Source organism: Nitrospira sp. (genome assembly GCA_024760545.1).
Classification (GTDB): domain Bacteria; phylum Nitrospirota; class Nitrospiria; order Nitrospirales; family Nitrospiraceae; genus Nitrospira_D.
The window spans coordinates 4,345,500-4,365,548 of record CP060501.1 but is presented as its reverse complement, the minus strand read 5'-3'; the positions used below and the strand labels follow the sequence as shown (position 1 = coordinate 4,365,548).

Sequence of the window (20,049 nt, the reverse complement as noted above, 5' to 3'; positions counted from 1 at the left end):
CATACCTAAAGTAATACTTTCACATCATCGCCTTCGATTTGTACCTCATAGGCCAGCACCTTTGCGGATGGATTATTCAGGCAGGCGCCGGTTGTCACGTTGAATTGCCATCCATGCCAAGGACAGGTCACGACATTCCCTTCCAACTCTCCTTCTCCCAATGGACCCTCGCGATGACAGCAGGTATTGTCGATGGCACGGATATCTCCTTCTACATTAAATACTGCCAGACTCTTCCCGTTTACTTCCGCCACAACACCGTGTCCCGGCTTCACATCGGCTACCGCTGCTATGCGTATGAACTCGGCCATTCCTTCCCTCCGAAATGTTACCGATCAATTAGTCTTAAACGGTTGCTTGATCTTCTTGAGCAAACTATCAATAGAAGAGCCACTTTTCCCATCCGATCTCAGCTCTTCCATGATCTTCTTCGCAATATCGCGGAAGGCCGCGGCTTGGGGAGATGCCGGATTGGCCATCACGATCGGATGGCCGGTATCTCCGCCATCCCGAATGGCCGGATCAATCGGGATCCGTCCAAGAAACGGCACACCGACCTTCGCCGCCGCCCGCTCACCTCCACCATACGAGAAAATCTCCGTCCGCTCACCGCAATGACCGCACACGAAGTAGCTCATGTTTTCCACGATTCCTAGAAGCGGAACGTTCACCTTCTGGAACATGCCCATCCCCTTGCGGACGTCATAGAGAGCCACCTCTTGCGGCGTTGTGACCGTAATCGCCCCGGCCAACGGCACCATTTGCGACAACGAGAGTTGCACATCACCGGTACCCGGCGGCAGGTCGATGAGCAGATAGTCTAACTCTCCCCACAGCACATCCCGGAAAAACGCTTGCAGATACTGGTGCACCATCGGCCCGCGCCACACGAGTGGGGCTTCTTCAGGCACCAGAAATGCCATGGAGATCAGCTTCACCCCGTAACTCTCGACAGGCACAATTTTACCGTCCTTCTGTTCCGGTCCGGTCGTGCTGCCCATCATCATGGGAATATTGGGGCCGTAGAGATCAGCATCTAACAATCCAACTTTCGCCCCGGCCAATGCCATTGCACAGGCCAGATTCGATGCAACGGTCGACTTGCCGACGCCTCCTTTACCGCTGCTGATCGCAATGACGTGTTTGACCCCGGGGATCAATGTATCTTTTGCCTGGGGCTGCTCGGCCCCATGAGCATGTTCGTCAGCCATACGTATTCTCCCATGCGATTGTGCTCGACCGTCGCCATATTCTGAGACGCCTGGTCAAGCCGACATAAAGTGTACTGCATCATCTTAAGCGATGCGATGCGTGAAATGAAATGGGTCGGTTGGACCATCGCTTTATAACCGACTGGGGAAGCCGAAGCCATGGACATCGGTCGTTAGGCATGTATACTGAAGTCAAACGGAGTCAATATTTCAGGTGCCTCGATGACCACGTCGCCTTCATTTGAGCCGGCCATCGTTCGTATCGGCGAGCGGCTCGCACAGCTCTCCACCGGCCTTTCGCCCTCCCTCTTCGACGGTCGCTGGTGGTCCCATTCGGCAATCAATTTAGCTATGAAGGACGCCTCGTTCAAGACACGCTTGTTTCACTTCATCGATGTTCTTCCTGTCATTCAAGATGACGAACGAGTCGTCTCGCTCGCCGAAGAGTATTTCGGCCGATCAGGCAGCGAGCTGTTTGGACTTCAATGGGGATTGAAGGCAGCGTCCTCTACCGGCATCGGCGCACGTCTCGCAGGCAAATCGATCAGAAAACAGGTCGAACAAATGGCGAGGACCTTTATCGCCGGCGCTTCGATCGAAGAAGCGGTTCCAGTCTTGTCCCAGTTATGGAAGGAAGGTCGGGCCTCCTCCGTCGATCTGTTGGGAGAAGCCACGATCAGCGAGCTGGAGGCCGATCACTACCGTGATCAATGCCTGAACGCTTTGAACGAGCTTGGGAAAGCAGCCGAAGCGTGGCCCTCCGCTCCCCTGCTTGAGCGAGACCATCTGGGGCCGATTCCGCGTGTACAGCTTTCACTCAAGATTTCCGCCCTCTCGTCACGACTGGATCCGATCGATCCCGATGGAAGTTACGACTCGATCGCCGTGCGCCTCCGTCCGCTGGTGGACCGGGCGCGATCGCTCTCCGCCGGCCTCATTTTCGATATGGAGCAAGCAGAAACGAAGACTCTGATCTTGGACATTTTCAAACGGCTCTTTGCCGAGCCCGCCTATCGGACCTATCCCTACGCCGGGCTTGCGCTGCAGGCCTATCATCAAGAAACCGAACAAGACGTCGAGGACTTGCTGGCCTGGGTCCGCACGCGCGGCATGCCGATCACGATCCGACTGGTCAAGGGAGCCTATTGGGATTCAGACACCGTCCGATATCGACAAGCCGGTTGGCCGGTTCCCCTTTTTGAACACAAAGCGGAAACCGACCTCAATTACGAACGATTGATTCCGGTGCTGCTTCGACATGCCGATCTGATCCGCCCCGCCTTCGGCACGCACAACCTTCGCACCTTGGCAGCTGTAGAAGCCCACGCTGAATCGCTCGGCCTGGCGCCTGAAGCCCGAGAATACCAGATGATCTTCGGTATGGCCGAGCCGTTCCAACAAGCCATGGTGAAATTGGGTCGTCGTGTCCGCTTGTATACCCCCGCCGGACGGTTACTCCCCGGCATGGCGTATTTGGTTCGGCGACTGTTGGAAAATACGTCCAATGAATCGTTCCTGCAAAAGGAGTATGTGGAATCCCAACCGCTCACCCGGTTGCTCGCCCCACCGACCGTCCCGACCGACGCTCGCCGTTCATCAGTGAGCATTCCACCGGTGTTCAACAATGAGCCGCATAGTGACTTTTCTCAGGCCACGACTCGGACAGCCATGCAAGCGGCGATTGTATCGGTTCGGTCTCAGCTCGGTCGCCGACGGGAAGTCAGGGTCACGGAGGGAGGACTGACCGGTCCGTTATTGGAATCCCGCAATCCTTCGCAACCGGATGAAATCGTGGCCCAAGTGCCGAGTGCGTCGGTGTCCGATCTGGGCAATATTATCGAATGCGCGCTAAAACAAGGGGACGCCTGGCGGCAGACAGATCCGAAAGATCGGTCGGAAATTCTGCGCAAAGCTGCCTCCACAATGAGTCGCCGCCGCTATGAACTTGCGGCCTGGGAAATCTTTGAAGTCGGCAAGCCTTGGCGTGACGCTGATGCCGATGTTGCTGAAGCCATCGACTTTCTCCGCTACTACGCCGACGAAATGGACCGTCTCGCACCACCGTCGCGGTTAGGCACCCATCCGGGAGAACTCAACCAGCGCACCTATAGTCCACGCGGCCTAACCACAGTCATCGCGCCATGGAACTTTCCACTCGCCATCCCGACGGGAATGGTCTCGGCAGCGCTCGTGACCGGTAATCCTGTCCTCTTCAAACCATCGGAACGGTCGTCCGGTCTGGGGATTCTGCTCACCGACATGTTGATCGAGGCAGGCGTACCGGCCGGTTGTTTGACGTGCCTTCCGGGCGGACCGGAAATAGGACAAGCCCTCGTGGCGCATCCCGATGTCGTCACGATCGCGTTTACCGGATCAAAAGCCGCGGGGCTTCGCATTCTCAGCGAAGCGTCGCATGTCCGCTCAGGGGAGCGCATGGTCAAGCGGGTCATCGCAGAGATGGGCGGGAAAAATGCCATCATTGTCGATGAGACGGCGGATCTCGACGAAGCGATCGCCGGTGTTATGACATCATTCTCAGGCTACGCGGGACAAAAGTGCTCGGCCTGCTCGCGGGTGATCGTGCATCGTGCAATCTATGACTCCTTCGTGGCCCGTCTGCGCGAAGCGGTCCTGAGCGTGGAAGTCGGCGATCCTTGGAAGCCGGGCACTAAGGTGGGACCGGTGATCGATGCACGAGCCCAAGCAAGCATCCAACAATATATTTCGCGTGGTCAGGAGGAAGGCCGGCTGCTTGTGCAACGAACCGTGGACCAGAATGGGTATTTCATCGGACCCACGGTGTTTGTCGATATCCAACCGCACCACCGTTTGGCGCAAGAGGAGATCTTTGGACCGGTGTTGGCAGTCATGAAGGCGGAGAGCTTCGCCAATGCGATTCGGTTGGCCAACGGAACCGATTATGCGTTAACCGGAGGGGTGTATGCCAGGAGTCCGGCTAGTCTTGCCAAAGCGCGGGAGGAATTCGACGTCGGAAACCTCTACTTGAATCGGCCGATCACAGGCGCCTTGGTCTCTCGTCAGCCCTTCGGAGGGCATCGCTTCTCAGGGATGGGGGCGAAAGCCGGCGGGGAGGATTACCTGACTCAGTTCATGATTACCAGAGTGATCAGCGAGAATACCCTCCGCCGAGGATTCGAATCCGCTCAATGAAGCCTTCAGAGGTTTGATATCGTGTTCCTCAAGCTCTTCCGTGATTTCCGTCACGACGCCGCGGTCCTCTTTGACGGCGGATAGTTCCTGTCGCTCCGAATATTTCACCAACCCGACGCCCTTCGCGAACCAGGCCGTCATCACATCTATTCCTGAAACGGTCCGGCGGCTGCCCGACAAACGAATCTTCATGTTCATCCGTGCTTCCACTTTAATCGCGTCCTGAAACGTACCGGCCGGGACCGTGATGGTTTCGCGAGCGACCACCTTACTCCATCCCTGGACATCGACTTTTTCATCAGTTCCGTCCCGATCCATGTCGCTGCCGAAATCCACCCCCATACGGTCAAACTGTTGAAACGAAGACGGTACTTTAAGGGGAAATCGGAAAATCTGATACGGCGTAATCTGTTTCTCCAGTGGTGTTCCGGGGTCCGACCCATAGTACACAATGCCGACTGCGTCTCTCCGATAGAAACTATCCGATGGTCCATGATCTCCCGGATTGGTGTCATGGAACACCGTCACGGCAACACCATTGATCGTCTTGGTTCCTGAAACCGTCGACACATTTGTGAAAAATTTCAGTTCGATGGTCTGAAGCGGGCCCTCGCTGATCTGACCACGATAGGTCCAGCGACTTCCGAGCGTGTCAGGGAAATACTCCTCAGACTTTTGGATCGTCAGCGCCTCCTCTGCACCAACCGAGTTGGGCCAGGGGTAAAGCCCCAGGAGCAAGCAGATTCCCACTGTCAGAGCCACTCGCACAGCCAGTCTACGTCTCACCATAATGATGCTCCAAATACTGAGTTTGACGGTACCACAGGAATCCCGATAGCGGCAAGCCGCCGGCATTTCTAGAGACTGTTCCAGGGCTCGACCTCCGCTTGCCTTCGGCGGTTACTCCCCGCATAATTCGCTCCGCATGGAATCTCCGACATCGTCAATATTTCCTGTCGCGGACCGGCCGACCAACGCCGTTGTCCATTCGGCTGCACTGATCACTGGAGCCTCCGGAGGCATCGGTCGGGCCATCAGTCAGGCGTTTGGAAGGATCGGATGGTACGTCGGTGTTCATTACTATCGGAATAAACCAGCGGCGGAAGCGACCTTGGACGGCGTCGTCAAAGCCGGTGGAACCGGTGACATCTACTGTGCGGATATTCGAGAAGCCGAATCCATACGCCGCATGATCGACACTTTCGCCAATCGCTCGTCTGGTCCCCTGGCCTTCATCTGCAACGCAGGAATCGGACAAAGCGACTTGCTTGTGCGCCATTCAGAAGAAATCTGGGATAACGTCATCGCCACCAATCTCACGGGAACGTTCCACTGTCTGCGGGCGATTGCGCCGCAGTTGTTCGTTCGCGGTGGAGGCTCCATCATTGTCATCGGTTCCCACACAGGGTTCCATGGCGCGACCGGCCAGAGCGCATATGCAACCTCGAAGGCCGGATTGATCGGACTCGTCAGAACGGCCGCGCTGGAATGGGGCACACAGAATATTCGAGTGAATCTCGTACTACCGGGATGGCAGAAGACCGACTTGACCGAAGGCCTGTTTCCGGAAGAACACGGCTGGCCCGACCATGCGTTACGCCGTCCGCCGGCCATCGAAGAAGTCGTCGGTACCATCGTTCACTTGGCCCAACTCAAGGATGTATCGGGACAAGTGTGGAACTGCGACAGCAGACATCTTTGATTGAGATGAGGCCTCACATGCCGGACACCGTTGGAGCGGGATCATGAAAGGCGGGATCTTCATCACCGGCACCGATACCGGAGTTGGAAAGACACTCGTTGCGGCTACGCTCGCCCTTCATCTCAAAAAACGCGGGGTTTCGGTGGGCGTGATGAAACCCATTGAGACTGGGGTCACCGCAGGAGGAGAAGCCCGATCGGATGCCGCGCGGCTGCGAGCCGTCATTGAAAGCGAGGAGGCGCTAGGAGCGATCCGCCCCTACTCGTTCGAACTGCCGGTCGCTCCACTCGCCGCGGCCCGGATGGAGGGACAGGATATTAATCCAGGCACGATCAGAAAAGTCTATCGGCTCCTCTCCAGCCGATATGACTACATGGTGGTGGAGGGAGTCGGCGGGGTACATGTACCCATCACGGGCCGTGACGACGTCATGAGCTTGATCAAGCTCTTGCGGCTTCCGGTCGTGATCGTTGGCCGATCCGGATTGGGCGGGATCAATCATGCATTACTGACCATCGAGGCCCTTCGACGAAAGCAGATCCACATCATCGCCCTCGTCTTGAATCGGACCGACTCTGTCCGATCAGCCCTCTCCCGAGTTCAAGAGCGATCAACCCTTGAGATTCTCCGCAAACAGGCCGGTGTACCACTGGTCGGCCCGCTCCCATATGAACCCGGCATGCCGGGCCGTTTCTGTCCCTCAGCTAAGCATCTTGCCCGATCCGCTGCAATCAAGAAGCTGGCGAAGTTGGTGCTGGGATTCGCAAGACGAAGTCGTTGACGGCGTGCTGAATGTTCGGTGCTTTCAAAATCGCGGATATGACCGCTACCCCGTCGGCTCCTGCGCGGATCACTTCTTCAACATCCTGCAGCGTAATCCCACCTATGGCGAAGATCGGCAGCGCGGTCAGCAGACGAATCCCCTTCAGTCCCTTAATGCCGACGACGGGATCATGATCGGCCTTGGAGCTAGGCTTGAAGATCGGACCAAATCCGAGATAGTCCGGTCCACCGGCAATCGCCGCCGACACCTGCTCCGGATTGTGCGTTGAGATACCGATCAGCTTATCAGGTCCCATCACGGCTCGCGCAAGACTGAGCGGAAGATCTCCCTGCCCGAGATGAACTCCGTCCGCATCCACAGACAGCGCCAGGTCGCAGCGGTCATTGACGATGAACAGCACACCGAGTTCCCGCGCGACATTCCTGAGCACCGACGCTTCAGCGTAGGCCGCCTTCATCGAGTCAGTCTTGTTTCGGTACTGAAAGAGCTTGGCACCGGCTGCGGCGGACACCTTCAAGACATCCACCAGAGGGCGATGGGGACTGATCGAAGGATCGAGAATGACATAGAGTCCGGACAGTGACCGTGCACCAGAACTCTTCCTGACTGAGGTCTGCATCAAGTTCCCGGCCGCTTGGAATGATCCAACGCCTTCTGTTTGACGATGCGGAAATGCGCTTCCAACTCCTGACGCATGGCGACCGCCACGAGCCAATCCGGCACCATGGACTCGATCTCAACGACCAGTTCAAAATCGGCGCGTGTCTGGCTTCCCTCTCCGGCAGGCTGGAGTCTCCATACTCGATGATAGCGCTTGAAGTCTCCGCCCTTCAGCTCGGTCACGAGGCCGCCATCCGGCAAAGCCTTTGACTCCGTGACCAGCCGGTGCTCGCCGGGCATCAACGCATGATCGATACGAAGGTCGACCGTGGCCACTCCATCTCGGACATTCAACTCGGCCACCCGCATTCGAACTTCGAAGAGATCGGGCCAATGTCGATAATCAGTCAACAGCGCCTGAACCACGGCCGGACTCGCCGGGAAGAGCACATGCGCCGTCGCACGCACTCCTCCGCCGGACTCTGCCGCGACCTCTAACCTGTCGGTTTCAGCTGCCACCGAAGTGACAGCCCCCCACACCGCAGCGGACTGAAGATCTGCAAAGACCAGCAGCAAGAGAAGAACCGGTGATAGTCCTCTTCGTTTATCCAACAATCGCATCCAGCAACCGCTGGTGAATCTTCCGAACTCGTTCAAGTTGCCCCTTGGCTGGGAAACGCTCATAGAAGCCGTCGGCACGAAAGTCCTTGGTCAGAGGCGCCCAAGGCTTGACGATCTCGGCAAACGGCTTGTGGGAGCGTTGCTCGTCCCAATCATTGATGAGCTTGCGATCCACGATCAGATCATCCAGCACACGAATCAACGCCTTGAGTGTCACATCGCGAGTGAACATATACCGCTCGTTCTGCCCCCAGACCTCGCCCATGACGTCCTTCACCCCTTTGAGGTAATCGCGCACCAGGGCATAACACCGATCGGGCTTCATTCCAAGGTGCGACTCCATCCAGCGCTTATGGGCCGTCACGACCTTCAACAGCTCATTGAAGACTTCGGACTGCAGAATCCACTTTTCCTGTTTGCTCCGTCCTCCGAGCCGATTGATCTTATACTGCAACGGCGAGTCCGGCTCGCCGTACATGAGATCGGCGACTTTGGCGGCGAATTTCTTCTCCGGACTTTCCCATGACACCTTTTCATAGAGATCGACCAAATGCGATCGGTTGATTCGCGTGTGAGTGGAGTTGATGATGACGAACATTTCCGTGGCGAAATCCGCGCTCCGGCCGTCGAACAACAGGCAGGGCACCTCGACCTGTGCGCTTTGATCGGGATGTTTTTCATGGAAAAAGTGAAGCCCGGCGAGGCGGTGTTGTCCGTCGATCACCAGATACTTTCCCTTGGGTTCGCTCAAGTGACCGATTGACTCCGAGTCGTCCATTTTTTGGAATCGAAGTGTTTCATCGGTAAACAGCAACACCGTGCCGGGAATCATCGGCTGGGCCACAACGGTCTCAAAAAAATTGACGATCTGCTTGATCTTCTGCCGATTCAAAACGCGTTGAAAGCCTTTTTCGCTTCGTTCGATTCCTGCGATGAACTGCGCCACCTCGTCGTGTTCGGAGATCTTACTTTGTGCGATCTCTTCACCCTCGAAATAGTAACGGCTCGTGAACCGAACTTTTTCCAACAGCGCATCGGCTTTATAGGCGATAAAATAGAACGTGCCCTCTTTCTGCTTGATCCGCGTGGCGAGCATAGGGCCTCCAGTGGTTGAAAGAGAACCTGACGGAAAGATTCTACGCGCACACTCACATGGCCGCAAGACAATCGGCTGTGCTACCATCCGGACCGATGTTCAAGCGACAGGTCACGCTCAGTTTTCTTGTGTCGATTTCTCTACTGCCTTTGGCGTTCTCCTTCGATGCTGAGGCACAGAGGGTCGACGATGCTGGAGCGACTACGGAACTTTCATGCAGCTTTGCAATGGAGAAAGGCCAAATTGGACGCCCATGCCGCGTTCCATTTCCACAAGGATGCCTTGTTGCGTATATTCCCGGCACTCAGCAACCCTGGACGACGATCTCAAAAGGAGGGACACTACAGTGCCGCTTCGACGAGAAGGAAACCGATTGGAAGACGCGGATCACCGGCACGTGTGGCAGATGCCAATCGGTCTATTGTTCAGTTCAGTTCAGCGTACGTTTTGATTGTTCCGCTAACCACTAATCGTCCGTGTGTCCATGTCTCTTTCCACAGCCCTCAAACGAGAAGCTCGCTCCCTGGGATTTGATGCGGTCGGGATTGTGCGCGTCAGCCCAGGCGATCCATCCTCGTCGACCAATGATCAGTCAGGCACGTCCTCCGACGATCAAGCGACATCGCTCCCCCAGCGCCTATTCAGTCGTCTCACCGAATGGCTCCGCCGAGACTATCATGGCACCATGGCATGGATGGGACGTGCTCCTGAAAAACGGGCCGATCCTCTCTTAGTACTGCCTGGATGCCGATCGATCATTTCATTGGGGATCAACTATCTCACTGAGCATCGGGCCAATGAACAGCCCGGCTATGGTCGTGTTGCACGGTATGCCTGGGGGAAGGACTACCATAAGGTCCTGGTCGGCAAACTCAAGCAACTTGAGCAGTTCATTCACACTGTGACACCAGACGCCCAAACCCGGTCCTATGTCGATACCGGCCCGGTTATGGAAAAAGCCTGGGCGGAACAGGCGGGCCTTGGCTGGATCGGGAAACATTCGAATCTTGTCTCAGCGGAGCATGGCTCCTGGTTGCTGCTGGGGGAAATTCTCACTACCTTGGAACTAGAGCCTGACGAACCGGCAACCGACCTCTGCGGCAGCTGCACACTTTGCATTCAAGCTTGTCCCACCAAAGCCATCGTCGAACCCTATGTCGTGGACGCCACTCGTTGCATTTCCTACCTCACGATCGAACTACGCGGCGATGCCGACGCGATCTCCGATGACCTCCAGGCGGGCATGGGGAACAAGATCTTCGGTTGCGATGACTGTCTCGACGTCTGTCCGTTCAACCTTAGAGCAGAACCGACCCAGGAGAGTGCCTTTCAACCTTCGAGCGTGACGCTGGCACCCACGTTGAACGAGCTCTCGAGCATGGATGAATCGACCTTTGCCACGGTGTTTCAGCACAGCCCGATCCGTCGTGCGAAACACCAGGGGCTTCGCAGGAATGTCGCGATCGCGCAACACAATCTGACATCTTCCCAAACATCCCGGATCGTCTCACCGAAATAAGATTTCTTCCGGCTGATTCCGATCCAGATAATTCTTCTTCTCCAAAATTGACTAATCGACCTTCGTACGCTAATATCCGGCGCATTTGAGTTAAGGGGACGGGGGGGTAAGGGGAGCCAATACGCTGCGCTCCTCAATGCAGCGTTTCTATTTCCACTAATATTAAAAGGGAGGCGACCATGCAGAGGTTTCGTGTGCTCACATCTACCCTAGGACTTGCCGTCCTATTGGGGGCCAGCGGGTGTAACACCATGCCCACGCCCACAGACGCAACTAGTCCTAAGAAGGTTTCAGGTGGGAAGGTCCATGATGTCACGTTCACGGCGACTGAGTCGGAAATCGTCATCGGCGGCACCGGCGAGAAGTACAAAGCCTGGACCTTTAATGGTCAGATGCCCGGCCCGGTTGTGCGAGTGACCGAGGGTGATACCGTCAACTTCACCCTCGTCAACCCCTCGACGAACGCTCAAGGCCATTCGATGGACTTTCACGCGGCGGAGATCGACTTCCTGAAGAACTACCGAGAAATCAAGCCCGGCGAGACGATCAAGTATACCTTCGTCGCGAAGAAGCCCGGCGTATTCTTCTATCACTGCGGTGCACCGCCGATGATCCAACACGTGGGCCGCGGCATGTTCGGTGCGATCATCGTAGATCCTAAGGATGCGAACGCCTGGCCCAAGGCCGATCGGGAATTTGTCCTGGTGCAATCAGAACTTTGGAAGAACCCGGACAATGTGCAGGCGATGTTCGATCGGAAGTTTGACCATACGATCTTCAACGGCGGCATCTTCAAGTACCATCCCTTCTTCCCGGGATCGGAGCCGTTGGAAGTCAAGGTGGGCGAGCGGGTACGAATCTATTTTGTGAATGCCGGCCCGAACGAGTTCTCTTCTCTCCATACAATCGCCGAAATCTGGGACAATGTCTACGAGAGCGGCAATCCTGCCAACAAATTCACGGGGGTCCAGACCTATGTGGTCGGCCCTGGCAGCGCCGCCACATTCGATATGATCGTTGATGAACCGGGCGCGTATCCTATCGTGACTCACTCCTTAACGGGAGCCTTACGCGGTGCGATCGCGGTGGTGATCGCCAATCAGCACCCCAAGAAGTATGACAGCTTGATGCCACTCACGCCCTGGAACCCGTAATCACAAGGCCAGAGTACGGAGGTCATACAGTCATTTCATCTTACAAAAAGGAGCAGACGACATGAGATTCTCGAAGCAGATAGCAACGGTCGCCGTTGCGGTAGCGGCAACGTGGACATTGAGCAGCGCAACATCTTTTGCGGCGGACCGATCGCTCTATGAGCGGCTGGGCGGGCAAGGCGCCATTCAGGCCGTCGTCACCAAATTCATCAACAACGTGGGCGGAGACAAGCGGATTAATAGCTACTTCGCGACCACCGATCTCAAGAAGCTCAATAAGCTTTTGGTCGAGCAGGTGTGTGCGGCGAGCGGCGGCCCCTGCACCTATTCAGGTCGAGATATGAAGACGACGCACAAGGGCATGAAAGTCACCACCGCAGCCTTCAATGCGCTCGTGGAGGATCTGGTCAGCGCACTGGATACCTTTAACGTGCCGGAGAAGGAAAAGGGTGAGTTGCTCTCCGTCCTCGGACCGATGAAGAGCGATATCGTCGAAGTTCCCTGACGACTCGCAGTGGTGAACACTGCAGGTCTCACGTGAGTCGCTTGCGGGCCAGAATCTCTTGAGACTCTGGTCCGCAACGTCTTCACCTAGACACACACCTAAACCAGCCTCCTACTCTCCATCGTCCCCGATCACTTTCGACTCGGCAGGGGTGCTGCCACTTAGGACAATACCGTGTTATCATACTGTCAAAATCTGCGCCTCTGAACACGCGGCGCCGGTAACCATCTGACGTTAACATGAGTGGTTTAATCATCAAGGAGGAATCATGAGAGGGAAGCGTTTGATCATGACCGTGTGCAGTATAGTCGCCGTTGCTTCGTGGAGTACGGCCGGATGGGCCGCTCCCGAGGCCGATCCCCTAAAGCCGCGTGTTCCGGAGGCTGAACGTCCTGATGCACGAAAAATGAAGAGCCCAATAACCGTCACACCAGAGGTGCTCGCCAAAGGTAAGGAACTCTATGAAGGCAAGGGCACCTGTGCGAATTGTCACAACCAGAACGGAAACGGAGAAGGCGCCGGTGGAATGTTGTTGTCGCCAGGTCCCCGAAACTTCACGAACTGCAAGTTTCATAAGAAGCGGAACGACGGGGAACTCTTCTGGGTCGTCAAGAACGGGAGTCCCGGCACCGGCATGCCGGCCCTTGTGAAGGGCGGCGTGCTCACCGAAGAGGAAGCCTGGACAATCATTGCTTACGAACGGACCTTCTGTAATGACGCTGAATAACCGCTGAAGACATCCAGTATCGTGTATTTTGCACCGAGCTGTAGGTCGATCCGTTTGACCTACAGCTTGTTTTCCTTCCCATCAATCCTCCAGATCCAGAAGAAGCTGACCAGATTGACCAGCCAGGCTTAAACTGCTGTTAGCTCTAACCACCTAGTACCACCTGGGATTCTTGCCCCTCTCATCTATACCCCTTTCTTCCTCACCCAAATGGGTGTAGGCTAGTACGTGTTCCACTGGTTCTTTAGGAGTCCCAAACCAGGAGCACTCCGATGAACCTTCCTGTGTTCCTCTTGATCTCGAAAGACCCCGGTCTCAGGCGCCTCCTTCAAACCGCATTTCCCCAATCAAGCATTCACTCGGCGGGCACGGTATCAGAGGGACTGATTCTCTGGTCCAAAATTTCCCCTTCTCTGGTTATCGGCGAAGGGAGTCCACATACGCTGGCCCCTCTGCTTGAATATGCCCGCCAGGGTCCGGGCTTCCCGCCTGTGATTGCGATCGGGGATCGCGATTCCGTCAAAGAGGCAGTTGAGATCATGCGCGCCGGCGCTGCGGATTGCTTGACCAAGCCGATTCTTCTCGAAGATTTGCAGACGGCCGTTGCTCGAGCACTTCACCAAGCTTGCCCTGTTCCATCCTTCTCCCCGCACGATCCGTTCGCCTCGATCATCAGCGTCTCGCCACAAATGAATCTGATGAAGCAACTGGCCAAAGAAGTGGCATCGTCCGATGCGACCGTTCTCATTTCCGGAGAAAGCGGAACGGGCAAGGAACTATTTGCAGAGGCCATTCACCGTGAGAGTCCACGAGCAGCCGGCCCGCTGGTTGCGCTGAATTGCGCCGGCATTCCTGAAAATCTCTTGGAAGCCGAACTATTCGGGTATGAATCCGGCGCCTTCACCGACGCCAAGCGGGCCAAGCCGGGCCGCTTTCAAATGGCTGAGGGGGGCACGCTCTTTCTCGACGAAATCGGAGAAATGAGCCCAATGGCTCAAGCCAAACTCCTGCGGGTGCTGGAAAACCACACGATCGATCCATTGGGCGATACTCGAAGCCACAAAGTGGACATCCGAATCGTCGCCGCTACGAATGAAGACCTGCTCGCCCGGATCAAAGCCGGCCGATTCCGACTCGATCTCTACTATCGGCTGAATGTGTATCAGTTACGCATTCCCCCCTTGCGTGAGCGGCTTGAAGACATTGAGCCGATTCTACTGATTTTTTTGGATCGGGCCAGAAAGGAACGCGGGTGCCGCATCAAAACCGTTGCGCCATCTACTCTTGCCGTTCTTCAGAAGCACGAGTGGCCCGGCAACGTCCGGGAACTGCACAACGTCGTCGAATGGCTGACGATTACGTGCAAAGAAGAGAGGATCGAGCCCCACCATTTACCGGCTTCTGTGAAAGCCCGTCCGTCAACAGATACCCTGAGTATAGAACCCAGACCATCGCTGCTGGCCTTTGGGTTGTCGTTTCAGGAAATGGAGAAGAAGATGCTGGAAGAGGCGTTGAAAAAAACCTCGGGCAACGTATCGGAAGCCAGCCGTCTCCTCAAGATGACGCGCAATACACTTCGCTACCGCATGGCGAAGTACCAACTTCAGTAAGGAGGTTGCTCGTTGAGAGCAACACTGCGAGGTTTTGAATGCACGCTTCTCCCTTTCAGCATGCACTCAGTCAGCCGACACAGAACGTCTGAATGAGCGCGGACCTTGGCTGAAGGACCTAGGGGGTGAACTATGAATCTCGTCCGATGTACCGCCGCGATCACCCTCGTTCTCCTGCAATATGGTTGTACGTCCACACCCACACCCCTGCCCGCGCCTCCCGAAAGCAGTGCCATCGCGGTCCGTCACAACGCGGAGGGAATTACCCACTATGAGATGGGGCATTGGCCGGATGCCCGAGCTCACTTCACCTCAGCCATCGAAGCTGATCCGAACCTTGCCGAATATCACTTCAATTTGGCTTTGACGCTCGACAAACTGGGCCTTCATGCGGAGGCGACGGCCCATTTTAAGAGAGCCGCTGAGCTCGCCCCAGCCAACCCCGCAATCGTTCACTCGAGTGCCTATAGAAGTCATACCGCTCCTCCTTCGCCATCCAGTTACGGCCCAGGCGGTTATGGGGGAATGGGAGGGTACTAGAGCTTCTTCCTGACCTCTTTCCAATCCTTAGCTACTTTCGCTTTACGCGGAATTTCACCTTTCGTTGGTTCAGGGACGATGATCGCATCGAGGCGGCGTTGCAGGAAGGCCTCGACGAAGATTTGTGAGCGCCCGATCCCGGTCTTGATCGTTTTCCAACCTGCGGCATGGAACTCGTCAACTTTTGTTCCCAAGGCATTCGCATCCGGCGGTAACGCCATCACATAGCCCGTGGGAAACTTGTGTGCCTTGAGCCAGTCTCTGGCTTCTTCGGTCGCCTGAAACCCATCCATCCCCCCCGGCAAGAACACAAGATAGATGACTCGGTAATAAAACTGTGTGAGCTTCCCGAGCTCATTCGCCGCCTCCGGCATCGGTTTTCGCGCTGGTTCCAACGTCAATCCGACGGTAGGCACTCGACTGGGTTGCGATTCCTCGATCAGCGAAGACAGCTCGATCATAATGATGGGATTTCTTTTTTCCCATATCACCAGATTCGCCTGGCCCTCCGTAGACGCCACTCGTGGGCTGTTGCCGACGCGGACGTGAACCTGTACCTGGCCTTGCGCCTTGGGGGTATAGGTCAAGAATGCCTTCCCATCCCCGCCGGTCATGGCGGTGGCAACCGTTTTTCCATCGATCACCAATTCGAGCGGTTCTCCACCGAGCATCGCACTCGTGAAAAACCCCTTCGTGATCAATTTCGCTTCAATGGTGGTCGGCTGATTGGGAGACGTCAGCGCATCTTTCACGATGATCGTTGCAGCGACTTTTTCCGCCGCTTCGAGGAGGGCGGCATTGACGGACATACCGAAGCAAGAAATGAGCAGGAACCAGATTCTGCAGGAGATGGTGGCCGGAAACTGCACAGCCGACGGACTTTCCGCTATGCTTTCAGTGCTTTAAGCACTTCGTCTGCATGTCCGTCGACTTTGACCTTCCGAAAAATCGCCTTGAGTTTGCCGTCGGAATCGATGACGAAGGTGCTGCGTTCAATGCCCCAATACTTTTTCCCATACATATTCTTCTCTTTGTAGACCCCGTACGCCTTCGAGATTGCGGCATCTTCATCGCTGAGCAGCGGAAACGGGAGTCCGAATTTCTTGATGAATTTCTGGTGAGACTCTTTGCCGTCCAGACTCACACCCACGATGCTGCCGCCCGCCCGAAGAATCTGCGACTCCACGTCACGAAAGTCACAAGACTCCTTCGTACACCCCGGCGTATCGTCTTTCGGATAGAAGTACAACACGACTTGTTTGCCCTTGAAGTTTTTCAAGGTCACGGTTTTCCCATGCTGGTCCGGGATTGCGAGTTCCGGCGCGTTGTCTCCGACTGCAAGTTCTTTCGTCATTGGTCCATCCTTCATTAATACCGAGGGGCGCCAAAGTTCGGCCGGGTCGTCCCATAGGGACGCGATTTTGTCCGATTCTTGGTTTCAGGACTTCCGTACGGCGAGAGCGCCGGCGAATCCCAGATGGTTTTGTCTCCGGGAGACAAATCTGCAGCTTCCAAAAAATGTTGCCGGGCGACTTCCGAATCGCCCAGCGCATTCAATGCCAAGGCATAGTTGTAATGGGCGGGGCCGGACTCTGGGGCCGCGGCGACCGCTTGCTCAAAGTACCGCTTGGCTTCTTCGAACTGTTTCGCCTGGTATGCCTGTGTTCCCTGTTCCGTCAAAACCGTAGCCTGAGACTTCACTTCCCCGTCGAGCGCAAGCGGCACGAGGGGCTTGCGCTTCTGTGAGCATGCGGTTGCGCTCACAAGTATCAGTACGACACCCAGAACTGCTAGTCGCTGCATGGTCCTTCCCATAACGGCGCTACCTCGCTCTCAGGCTTTCGTGTGTTTGCGGGTTTCCTCTTCGAACGTCTTCCGATAGAGCACGTCCCACTCGGCACTCCCTTCAACAATGCCCCGCGAATAGGACGACAGCTTCGCTCTCACTATTCGATCAATCTCCTGTTCCTGGGCCAACTCGGCAGCCAATACCCGTTTGATCTCTTTCAAGACCCGCTCGTCCCCGCTCTTGACCTTGGTGCCGGTATTTTTCTTGATAGCTGTGAGAACCACATGGGACAGGTGACTGACCTTATCCTCGCTCAACATGCGACACCCGTCGTGGGTCACTCTTATCTCGTCGTTTGCAAGCCCTTCACGAAATACGCTTCACGTTTCACGCCTTATAGAATGATGCCCCGTTCACGAACCAACTTTTGCTTCACCATCTGAAACATCTTTTGATAGTCAACCTGTCCCTGCTCGATTTGCTGTTCATACGCCTTCAGCATGTGCCGCACTTCTGCGTTCACACGATCCTCTGCCGATAACTCGTGCGTAATCGCCTGATCGAGGGCATCAATGAATGCCTTGCGTTCTCCAACCAGCTCAATATGTTTCTCCTCTTGGAGATGCCCCGCGAGGCTCTCGGCCATATGTCGCACACGTTCTTTCGAGAGCCGCATCGTATTCACCCCGGCTCAAGCAGGATCGTCGATGCATCCATCACTCGTCGGAGTTGCGTCGCATCCCCTATAATCTTCCCGATAATATTCACTCGATCCGCCGGGACTGGATCAGCGCCCAAACTCATCGGTGTTCGCCCAAAAAAGATGGCCAGAACCTGCCCAGCTCCCCAGAAGGCGATGTCTCCGATCTTCACCTGAGTCGTCGCCGTTTCCCGATGGTCGCGAACTCCTGGAATTGGAAAGTAAAACTCCTCTCCCCATGTATTAACGGCAGCCTTGACCGGAAGTGCCGCGTACACTTGGTCCGCTGTCTTGGTGTTTCTCAGTTCCGCCTCCAACTGAACTCCAGCTATCGTAATGCGGATTCGCTTCGCCGGCACAATCATGTCATCAATCTACCAACTGCAACCTTCGTGGCGGTACGAACTCTAGCTTGTCTCCTAGGCGAAATCAAGGTTACAATCCCTCCCTATGCTTACTTCCAACTTCATCCTTCTACCGGGCACAGAGCCTGCCGGAGAGCGCCACTTGCGGGAAGGCCGGCTTGACCGGTCTGGTCCCTCCTCATTATCCAGCGCCCTTCAGCCGGCATATCCCCGATGAGCGCTTGGATCGGCATCGGTCGGAGCGAGATCGGCCTGGTTCGTACCATGAACCAGGATGCGTTCGCTATCATCGATCATTTGGGAATTTGGGCTGTGGCGGATGGGATGGGGGGGCATGCGGGCGGCGAAATCGCGGCCCAGGTGGCCATCGCGACCATCCAAGCTCAAACGATCTCGGCGAGTGACCTGCTTCGAAATGGCCAGGTCCCGCCGACGGATGTGTTGACTGACCTGATCAGCCGAGCACATGAGGCGATCCTCGATCGGGCCAGATTGAAACCGAAGCTGAAAGGGATGGGCACAACTATTGTGTTGCTCGCGATTGTGCCGACTCAAACACCGGTTGCGTACCTCGCGCATGTCGGTGACAGCCGGGCCTACCGGTTTCGATCGGGCACGCTTACCCCGCTGACCAAAGATCATAGTGTGATCGAAAAATATCTGGAACGCGGCATCTTAACCCCGCAATCGGCGAAAACCCATCCTGAACGGCACGTCCTGACCCGTGCCTTGGGCGTGTCGGCGGCGGCAAACCCCACCATCGCAGCATTTCCCATACTCGATGAGGATCTTGTACTGCTCTGCTCGGATGGTCTGACCAAGATGTTGGAGGATGAGGACATTCAGCACGTTCTTGCCGATGGCGACCTCGACCCCGCTCAGATCTGTAATCGCCTCGTTACAGCGGCGCTCGATCGAGGAGGCGAAGACAACGTGACAGTCGTGGTCGTGGCCCGTCGATAGTTCAGGTCGTACTTCGTTGTTGACATGGCCCATCAGGCCGTGTACGTTCCTGGGTCATTTGAAACTTGGCAAGCCTATGGAGTTCTCTATGCCTCGTGCGGGATCGTTTGTTTGTGGAAGCCTGCTCCTTCTCATCGGTCTCGCTCCAACCGTGAGGGCCTCGGAACCTCCAGATCCGGAAACCGCCATTCGCCAGATGGTGCGAGCCAACGCCGAAAAAGATCTTTCGACGCTTTCTCGCCTGATGGCGCATGACGCTGATATCGTCAGTTACTCGGTCGGTGGTCGCAAATACGTCGGCTGGCCTGAGTTTGAACAAGAAATGCGTGAAGAATTTATCAACACGCAGAAGATTGAGATCCCGATTACTGAGCTGAAAGTCTGGTCGAAAGGCGACCTGGCTTGGTTTACGATGGAGCTCGACTATACTCGCTATGTCGGCGAAGGATCCGCAGTGAAGCGGACGGTACTTCCCTTAAGAGAAACAGGCGTGCTCGAACGTCGTGCCGGCCGTTGGCAACTATTGTCGTGGCACGAATCGTTTCGGTCCGCTCAACTGGGAGGTCCGCTGGCCTCACCGTCGATGGCGGCAGGATCGCAAAAGCTTGTCAGTGGTGCGGCTGCCGCAATGCCGGATGTGAGTGGGGAATGGGATATTCTCGAAGTCGAGGACGAAAAACGCTACAAGGCGACGCTGGACAAGAATGGAAACGGCCCTTACACGCAACACGGCGGACGGTTTGTCACAACAAAAATTGAGAACCGACTGTGGCAAGGGACCTGGCACCAGCCCGGCAACGACCGCGAAGGCGGCTTTGAGGTTCTCCTCTCGGAAGACGGCACGCAAGCAAAGGGAATCTGGTGGTACACGCGAGTCGATACGAGAAAAAATATTCCGCCCAAGGAACACGGCGGCACCTATCACTGGAAGAAAGTGACACCATTACCTGCCAGCGTTCAATGAGCTGGCTCGTTTGTTTTCAGCCATACCA

At 55.9% G+C, this 20,049-nt stretch carries 23 protein-coding genes; 11 read left to right on the top strand and 12 right to left on the bottom strand.

Annotated features, from left to right (window positions below; genetic code table 11):
- Positions 1–5 precede the first annotated feature (5 nt).
- A complete protein-coding gene (locus H8K03_20755) occupies positions 6–311 on the bottom strand; it encodes a Rieske 2Fe-2S domain-containing protein (GenBank protein UVT20171.1) in 306 nt (101 codons plus the stop codon).
- 24 nt (positions 312–335) lie between these two features.
- Positions 336–1,211, bottom strand: a complete 876-nt coding sequence (locus tag H8K03_20750; GenBank protein ID UVT20170.1) for an Mrp/NBP35 family ATP-binding protein — start codon at positions 1,209–1,211, stop codon at positions 336–338.
- A gap of 222 nt (positions 1,212–1,433) precedes the next feature.
- Here H8K03_20750 and H8K03_20745 point away from each other — a divergent pair, with 222 nt between their 5' ends.
- Positions 1,434–4,382 carry a bifunctional proline dehydrogenase/L-glutamate gamma-semialdehyde dehydrogenase gene (locus H8K03_20745; GenBank protein UVT20169.1) on the top strand — a complete coding sequence of 983 codons (2,949 nt, stop codon included), beginning with the start codon at positions 1,434–1,436 and terminating at the stop codon, positions 4,380–4,382.
- Here the strand turns inward: H8K03_20745 and H8K03_20740 are convergent.
- Entirely contained in the window at positions 4,275–5,171 is an 897-nt protein-coding gene (locus tag H8K03_20740; GenBank protein UVT20168.1) for a hypothetical protein, read from the bottom strand. The two genes, H8K03_20745 and H8K03_20740, sit on opposite strands and share 108 nt — an antisense overlap.
- A 136-nt stretch (positions 5,172–5,307) precedes the next feature.
- On the opposite strand from H8K03_20740, the gene H8K03_20735 reads away from it, so the two are divergent.
- Positions 5,308–6,084 (top strand): SDR family oxidoreductase, encoded by a 777-nt coding sequence (locus H8K03_20735; GenBank protein ID UVT20167.1) that lies wholly within the window; start codon positions 5,308–5,310, stop codon positions 6,082–6,084.
- 43 nt (positions 6,085–6,127) lie between these two features.
- The gene (gene bioD / locus H8K03_20730) at positions 6,128–6,865 is read left to right on the top strand and encodes a dethiobiotin synthase (protein ID UVT20166.1); all 738 of its coding nucleotides are present in this window, start codon (positions 6,128–6,130) and stop codon (positions 6,863–6,865) included.
- Here bioD and thiE read toward each other — a convergent pair.
- The 3 genes from thiE to H8K03_20715 are packed head-to-tail and all read right to left on the bottom strand — an operon-like array spanning position 6,816 to position 9,185.
- Positions 6,816–7,430: a thiamine phosphate synthase gene (gene thiE, locus H8K03_20725; protein ID UVT22559.1), complete on the bottom strand. Its 615-nt coding sequence runs from the start codon at positions 7,428–7,430 to the stop codon at positions 6,816–6,818. The two genes, bioD and thiE, sit on opposite strands and share 50 nt — an antisense overlap.
- Positions 7,431–7,486: 56 nt before the next feature.
- Positions 7,487–8,080 (bottom strand): SRPBCC family protein, encoded by a 594-nt coding sequence (locus H8K03_20720; protein UVT20165.1) that lies wholly within the window; start codon positions 8,078–8,080, stop codon positions 7,487–7,489.
- Positions 8,073–9,185: a DGQHR domain-containing protein gene (locus H8K03_20715; protein UVT20164.1), complete on the bottom strand. Its 1,113-nt coding sequence runs from the start codon at positions 9,183–9,185 to the stop codon at positions 8,073–8,075. The genes H8K03_20720 and H8K03_20715 overlap by 8 nt, the downstream gene beginning before the upstream one ends.
- Positions 9,186–9,669: 484 nt before the next feature.
- Here H8K03_20715 and queG point away from each other — a divergent pair, with 484 nt between their 5' ends.
- From queG to H8K03_20685, 6 genes are all read left to right on the top strand, one after another.
- A complete protein-coding gene (gene queG, locus H8K03_20710) occupies positions 9,670–10,704 on the top strand; it encodes a tRNA epoxyqueuosine(34) reductase QueG (protein ID UVT20163.1) in 1,035 nt (344 codons plus the stop codon).
- Positions 10,705–10,955: 251 nt separating this feature from the next.
- Complete coding sequence (locus H8K03_20705) at positions 10,956–11,858, top strand: multicopper oxidase domain-containing protein (GenBank protein ID UVT22558.1); 903 nt, start codon at positions 10,956–10,958, stop codon at positions 11,856–11,858.
- A 61-nt stretch (positions 11,859–11,919) separates the two neighbouring features.
- Entirely contained in the window at positions 11,920–12,363 is a 444-nt protein-coding gene (locus H8K03_20700; GenBank protein ID UVT20162.1) for a group 1 truncated hemoglobin, read from the top strand.
- Between the two features lie 268 nt (positions 12,364–12,631).
- Complete coding sequence (locus tag H8K03_20695) at positions 12,632–13,090, top strand: cytochrome c (protein ID UVT20161.1); 459 nt, start codon at positions 12,632–12,634, stop codon at positions 13,088–13,090.
- 272 nt (positions 13,091–13,362) lie between these two features.
- Positions 13,363–14,700 (top strand): sigma-54-dependent Fis family transcriptional regulator, encoded by a 1,338-nt coding sequence (locus tag H8K03_20690; GenBank protein ID UVT20160.1) that lies wholly within the window; start codon positions 13,363–13,365, stop codon positions 14,698–14,700.
- Positions 14,701–14,832: 132 nt separating this feature from the next.
- The gene (locus tag H8K03_20685) at positions 14,833–15,240 is read left to right on the top strand and encodes a tetratricopeptide repeat protein (GenBank protein ID UVT20159.1); all 408 of its coding nucleotides are present in this window, start codon (positions 14,833–14,835) and stop codon (positions 15,238–15,240) included.
- On the opposite strand, the gene H8K03_20680 is transcribed toward H8K03_20685, so the two are convergent.
- The 6 genes from H8K03_20680 to H8K03_20655 form a co-directional block, all read right to left on the bottom strand.
- The gene (locus tag H8K03_20680; GenBank protein UVT20158.1) at positions 15,237–16,109 is read right to left on the bottom strand and encodes a hypothetical protein; all 873 of its coding nucleotides are present in this window, start codon (positions 16,107–16,109) and stop codon (positions 15,237–15,239) included. The genes H8K03_20685 and H8K03_20680 overlap by 4 nt on opposite strands.
- Positions 16,110–16,126: 17 nt before the next feature.
- Positions 16,127–16,594: a thioredoxin-dependent thiol peroxidase gene (gene bcp / locus H8K03_20675; GenBank protein ID UVT20157.1), complete on the bottom strand. Its 468-nt coding sequence runs from the start codon at positions 16,592–16,594 to the stop codon at positions 16,127–16,129.
- A 14-nt stretch (positions 16,595–16,608) separates the two neighbouring features.
- Entirely contained in the window at positions 16,609–17,043 is a 435-nt protein-coding gene (locus tag H8K03_20670; protein ID UVT20156.1) for a tetratricopeptide repeat protein, read from the bottom strand.
- Positions 17,044–17,073: 30 nt separating this feature from the next.
- Entirely contained in the window at positions 17,074–17,349 is a 276-nt protein-coding gene (locus H8K03_20665; GenBank protein UVT20155.1) for a DUF507 family protein, read from the bottom strand.
- A 74-nt stretch (positions 17,350–17,423) separates the two neighbouring features.
- On the bottom strand, positions 17,424–17,705 hold the full coding sequence (locus H8K03_20660) for a DUF507 family protein (protein ID UVT20154.1): 282 nt from the start codon (positions 17,703–17,705) through the stop codon (positions 17,424–17,426).
- A 5-nt stretch (positions 17,706–17,710) separates the two neighbouring features.
- Entirely contained in the window at positions 17,711–18,094 is a 384-nt protein-coding gene (locus tag H8K03_20655) for a hypothetical protein (GenBank protein ID UVT20153.1), read from the bottom strand.
- A gap of 213 nt (positions 18,095–18,307) precedes the next feature.
- Here H8K03_20655 and H8K03_20650 point away from each other — a divergent pair, with 213 nt between their 5' ends.
- Both H8K03_20650 and H8K03_20645 read left to right on the top strand, forming a co-directional pair.
- Complete coding sequence (locus H8K03_20650; protein UVT20152.1) at positions 18,308–19,057, top strand: Stp1/IreP family PP2C-type Ser/Thr phosphatase; 750 nt, start codon at positions 18,308–18,310, stop codon at positions 19,055–19,057.
- 88 nt (positions 19,058–19,145) lie between these two features.
- Entirely contained in the window at positions 19,146–20,021 is an 876-nt protein-coding gene (locus H8K03_20645; protein ID UVT20151.1) for a nuclear transport factor 2 family protein, read from the top strand.
- The last annotated feature ends 28 nt before the right edge of the window (positions 20,022–20,049 follow it).

Excerpts from the sequence above, each read along its gene's own strand:
- H8K03_20755 (UVT20171.1), bottom strand. The coding sequence starts at position 311 with ATGGCCGAGTTCATACGCATAGCAGCGGTAGCCGATGTGAAGCCGGGA.
- H8K03_20750 (UVT20170.1), bottom strand. The coding sequence starts at position 1,211 with ATGGCTGACGAACATGCTCATGGGGCCGAGCAGCCCCAGGCAAAAGAT.
- H8K03_20745 (UVT20169.1), top strand. The coding sequence starts at position 1,434 with ATGACCACGTCGCCTTCATTTGAGCCGGCCATCGTTCGTATCGGCGAG.
- H8K03_20740 (UVT20168.1), bottom strand. The coding sequence starts at position 5,171 with ATGGTGAGACGTAGACTGGCTGTGCGAGTGGCTCTGACAGTGGGAATC.
- H8K03_20735 (UVT20167.1), top strand. The coding sequence starts at position 5,308 with ATGGAATCTCCGACATCGTCAATATTTCCTGTCGCGGACCGGCCGACC.
- bioD (UVT20166.1), top strand. The coding sequence starts at position 6,128 with ATGAAAGGCGGGATCTTCATCACCGGCACCGATACCGGAGTTGGAAAG.
- H8K03_20715 (UVT20164.1), bottom strand. The coding sequence starts at position 9,185 with ATGCTCGCCACGCGGATCAAGCAGAAAGAGGGCACGTTCTATTTTATC.
- queG (UVT20163.1), top strand. The coding sequence starts at position 9,670 with ATGTCTCTTTCCACAGCCCTCAAACGAGAAGCTCGCTCCCTGGGATTT.
- H8K03_20705 (UVT22558.1), top strand. The coding sequence starts at position 10,956 with ATGCCCACGCCCACAGACGCAACTAGTCCTAAGAAGGTTTCAGGTGGG.
- H8K03_20700 (UVT20162.1), top strand. The coding sequence starts at position 11,920 with ATGAGATTCTCGAAGCAGATAGCAACGGTCGCCGTTGCGGTAGCGGCA.
- H8K03_20695 (UVT20161.1), top strand. The coding sequence starts at position 12,632 with ATGAGAGGGAAGCGTTTGATCATGACCGTGTGCAGTATAGTCGCCGTT.
- H8K03_20690 (UVT20160.1), top strand. The coding sequence starts at position 13,363 with ATGAACCTTCCTGTGTTCCTCTTGATCTCGAAAGACCCCGGTCTCAGG.
- H8K03_20685 (UVT20159.1), top strand. The coding sequence starts at position 14,833 with ATGAATCTCGTCCGATGTACCGCCGCGATCACCCTCGTTCTCCTGCAA.
- bcp (UVT20157.1), bottom strand. The coding sequence starts at position 16,594 with ATGACGAAAGAACTTGCAGTCGGAGACAACGCGCCGGAACTCGCAATC.
- H8K03_20670 (UVT20156.1), bottom strand. The coding sequence starts at position 17,043 with ATGCAGCGACTAGCAGTTCTGGGTGTCGTACTGATACTTGTGAGCGCA.
- H8K03_20665 (UVT20155.1), bottom strand. The coding sequence starts at position 17,349 with ATGTTGAGCGAGGATAAGGTCAGTCACCTGTCCCATGTGGTTCTCACA.
- H8K03_20660 (UVT20154.1), bottom strand. The coding sequence starts at position 17,705 with ATGCGGCTCTCGAAAGAACGTGTGCGACATATGGCCGAGAGCCTCGCG.
- H8K03_20655 (UVT20153.1), bottom strand. The coding sequence starts at position 18,094 with ATGATTGTGCCGGCGAAGCGAATCCGCATTACGATAGCTGGAGTTCAG.
- H8K03_20650 (UVT20152.1), top strand. The coding sequence starts at position 18,308 with ATGAGCGCTTGGATCGGCATCGGTCGGAGCGAGATCGGCCTGGTTCGT.
- H8K03_20645 (UVT20151.1), top strand. The coding sequence starts at position 19,146 with ATGCCTCGTGCGGGATCGTTTGTTTGTGGAAGCCTGCTCCTTCTCATC.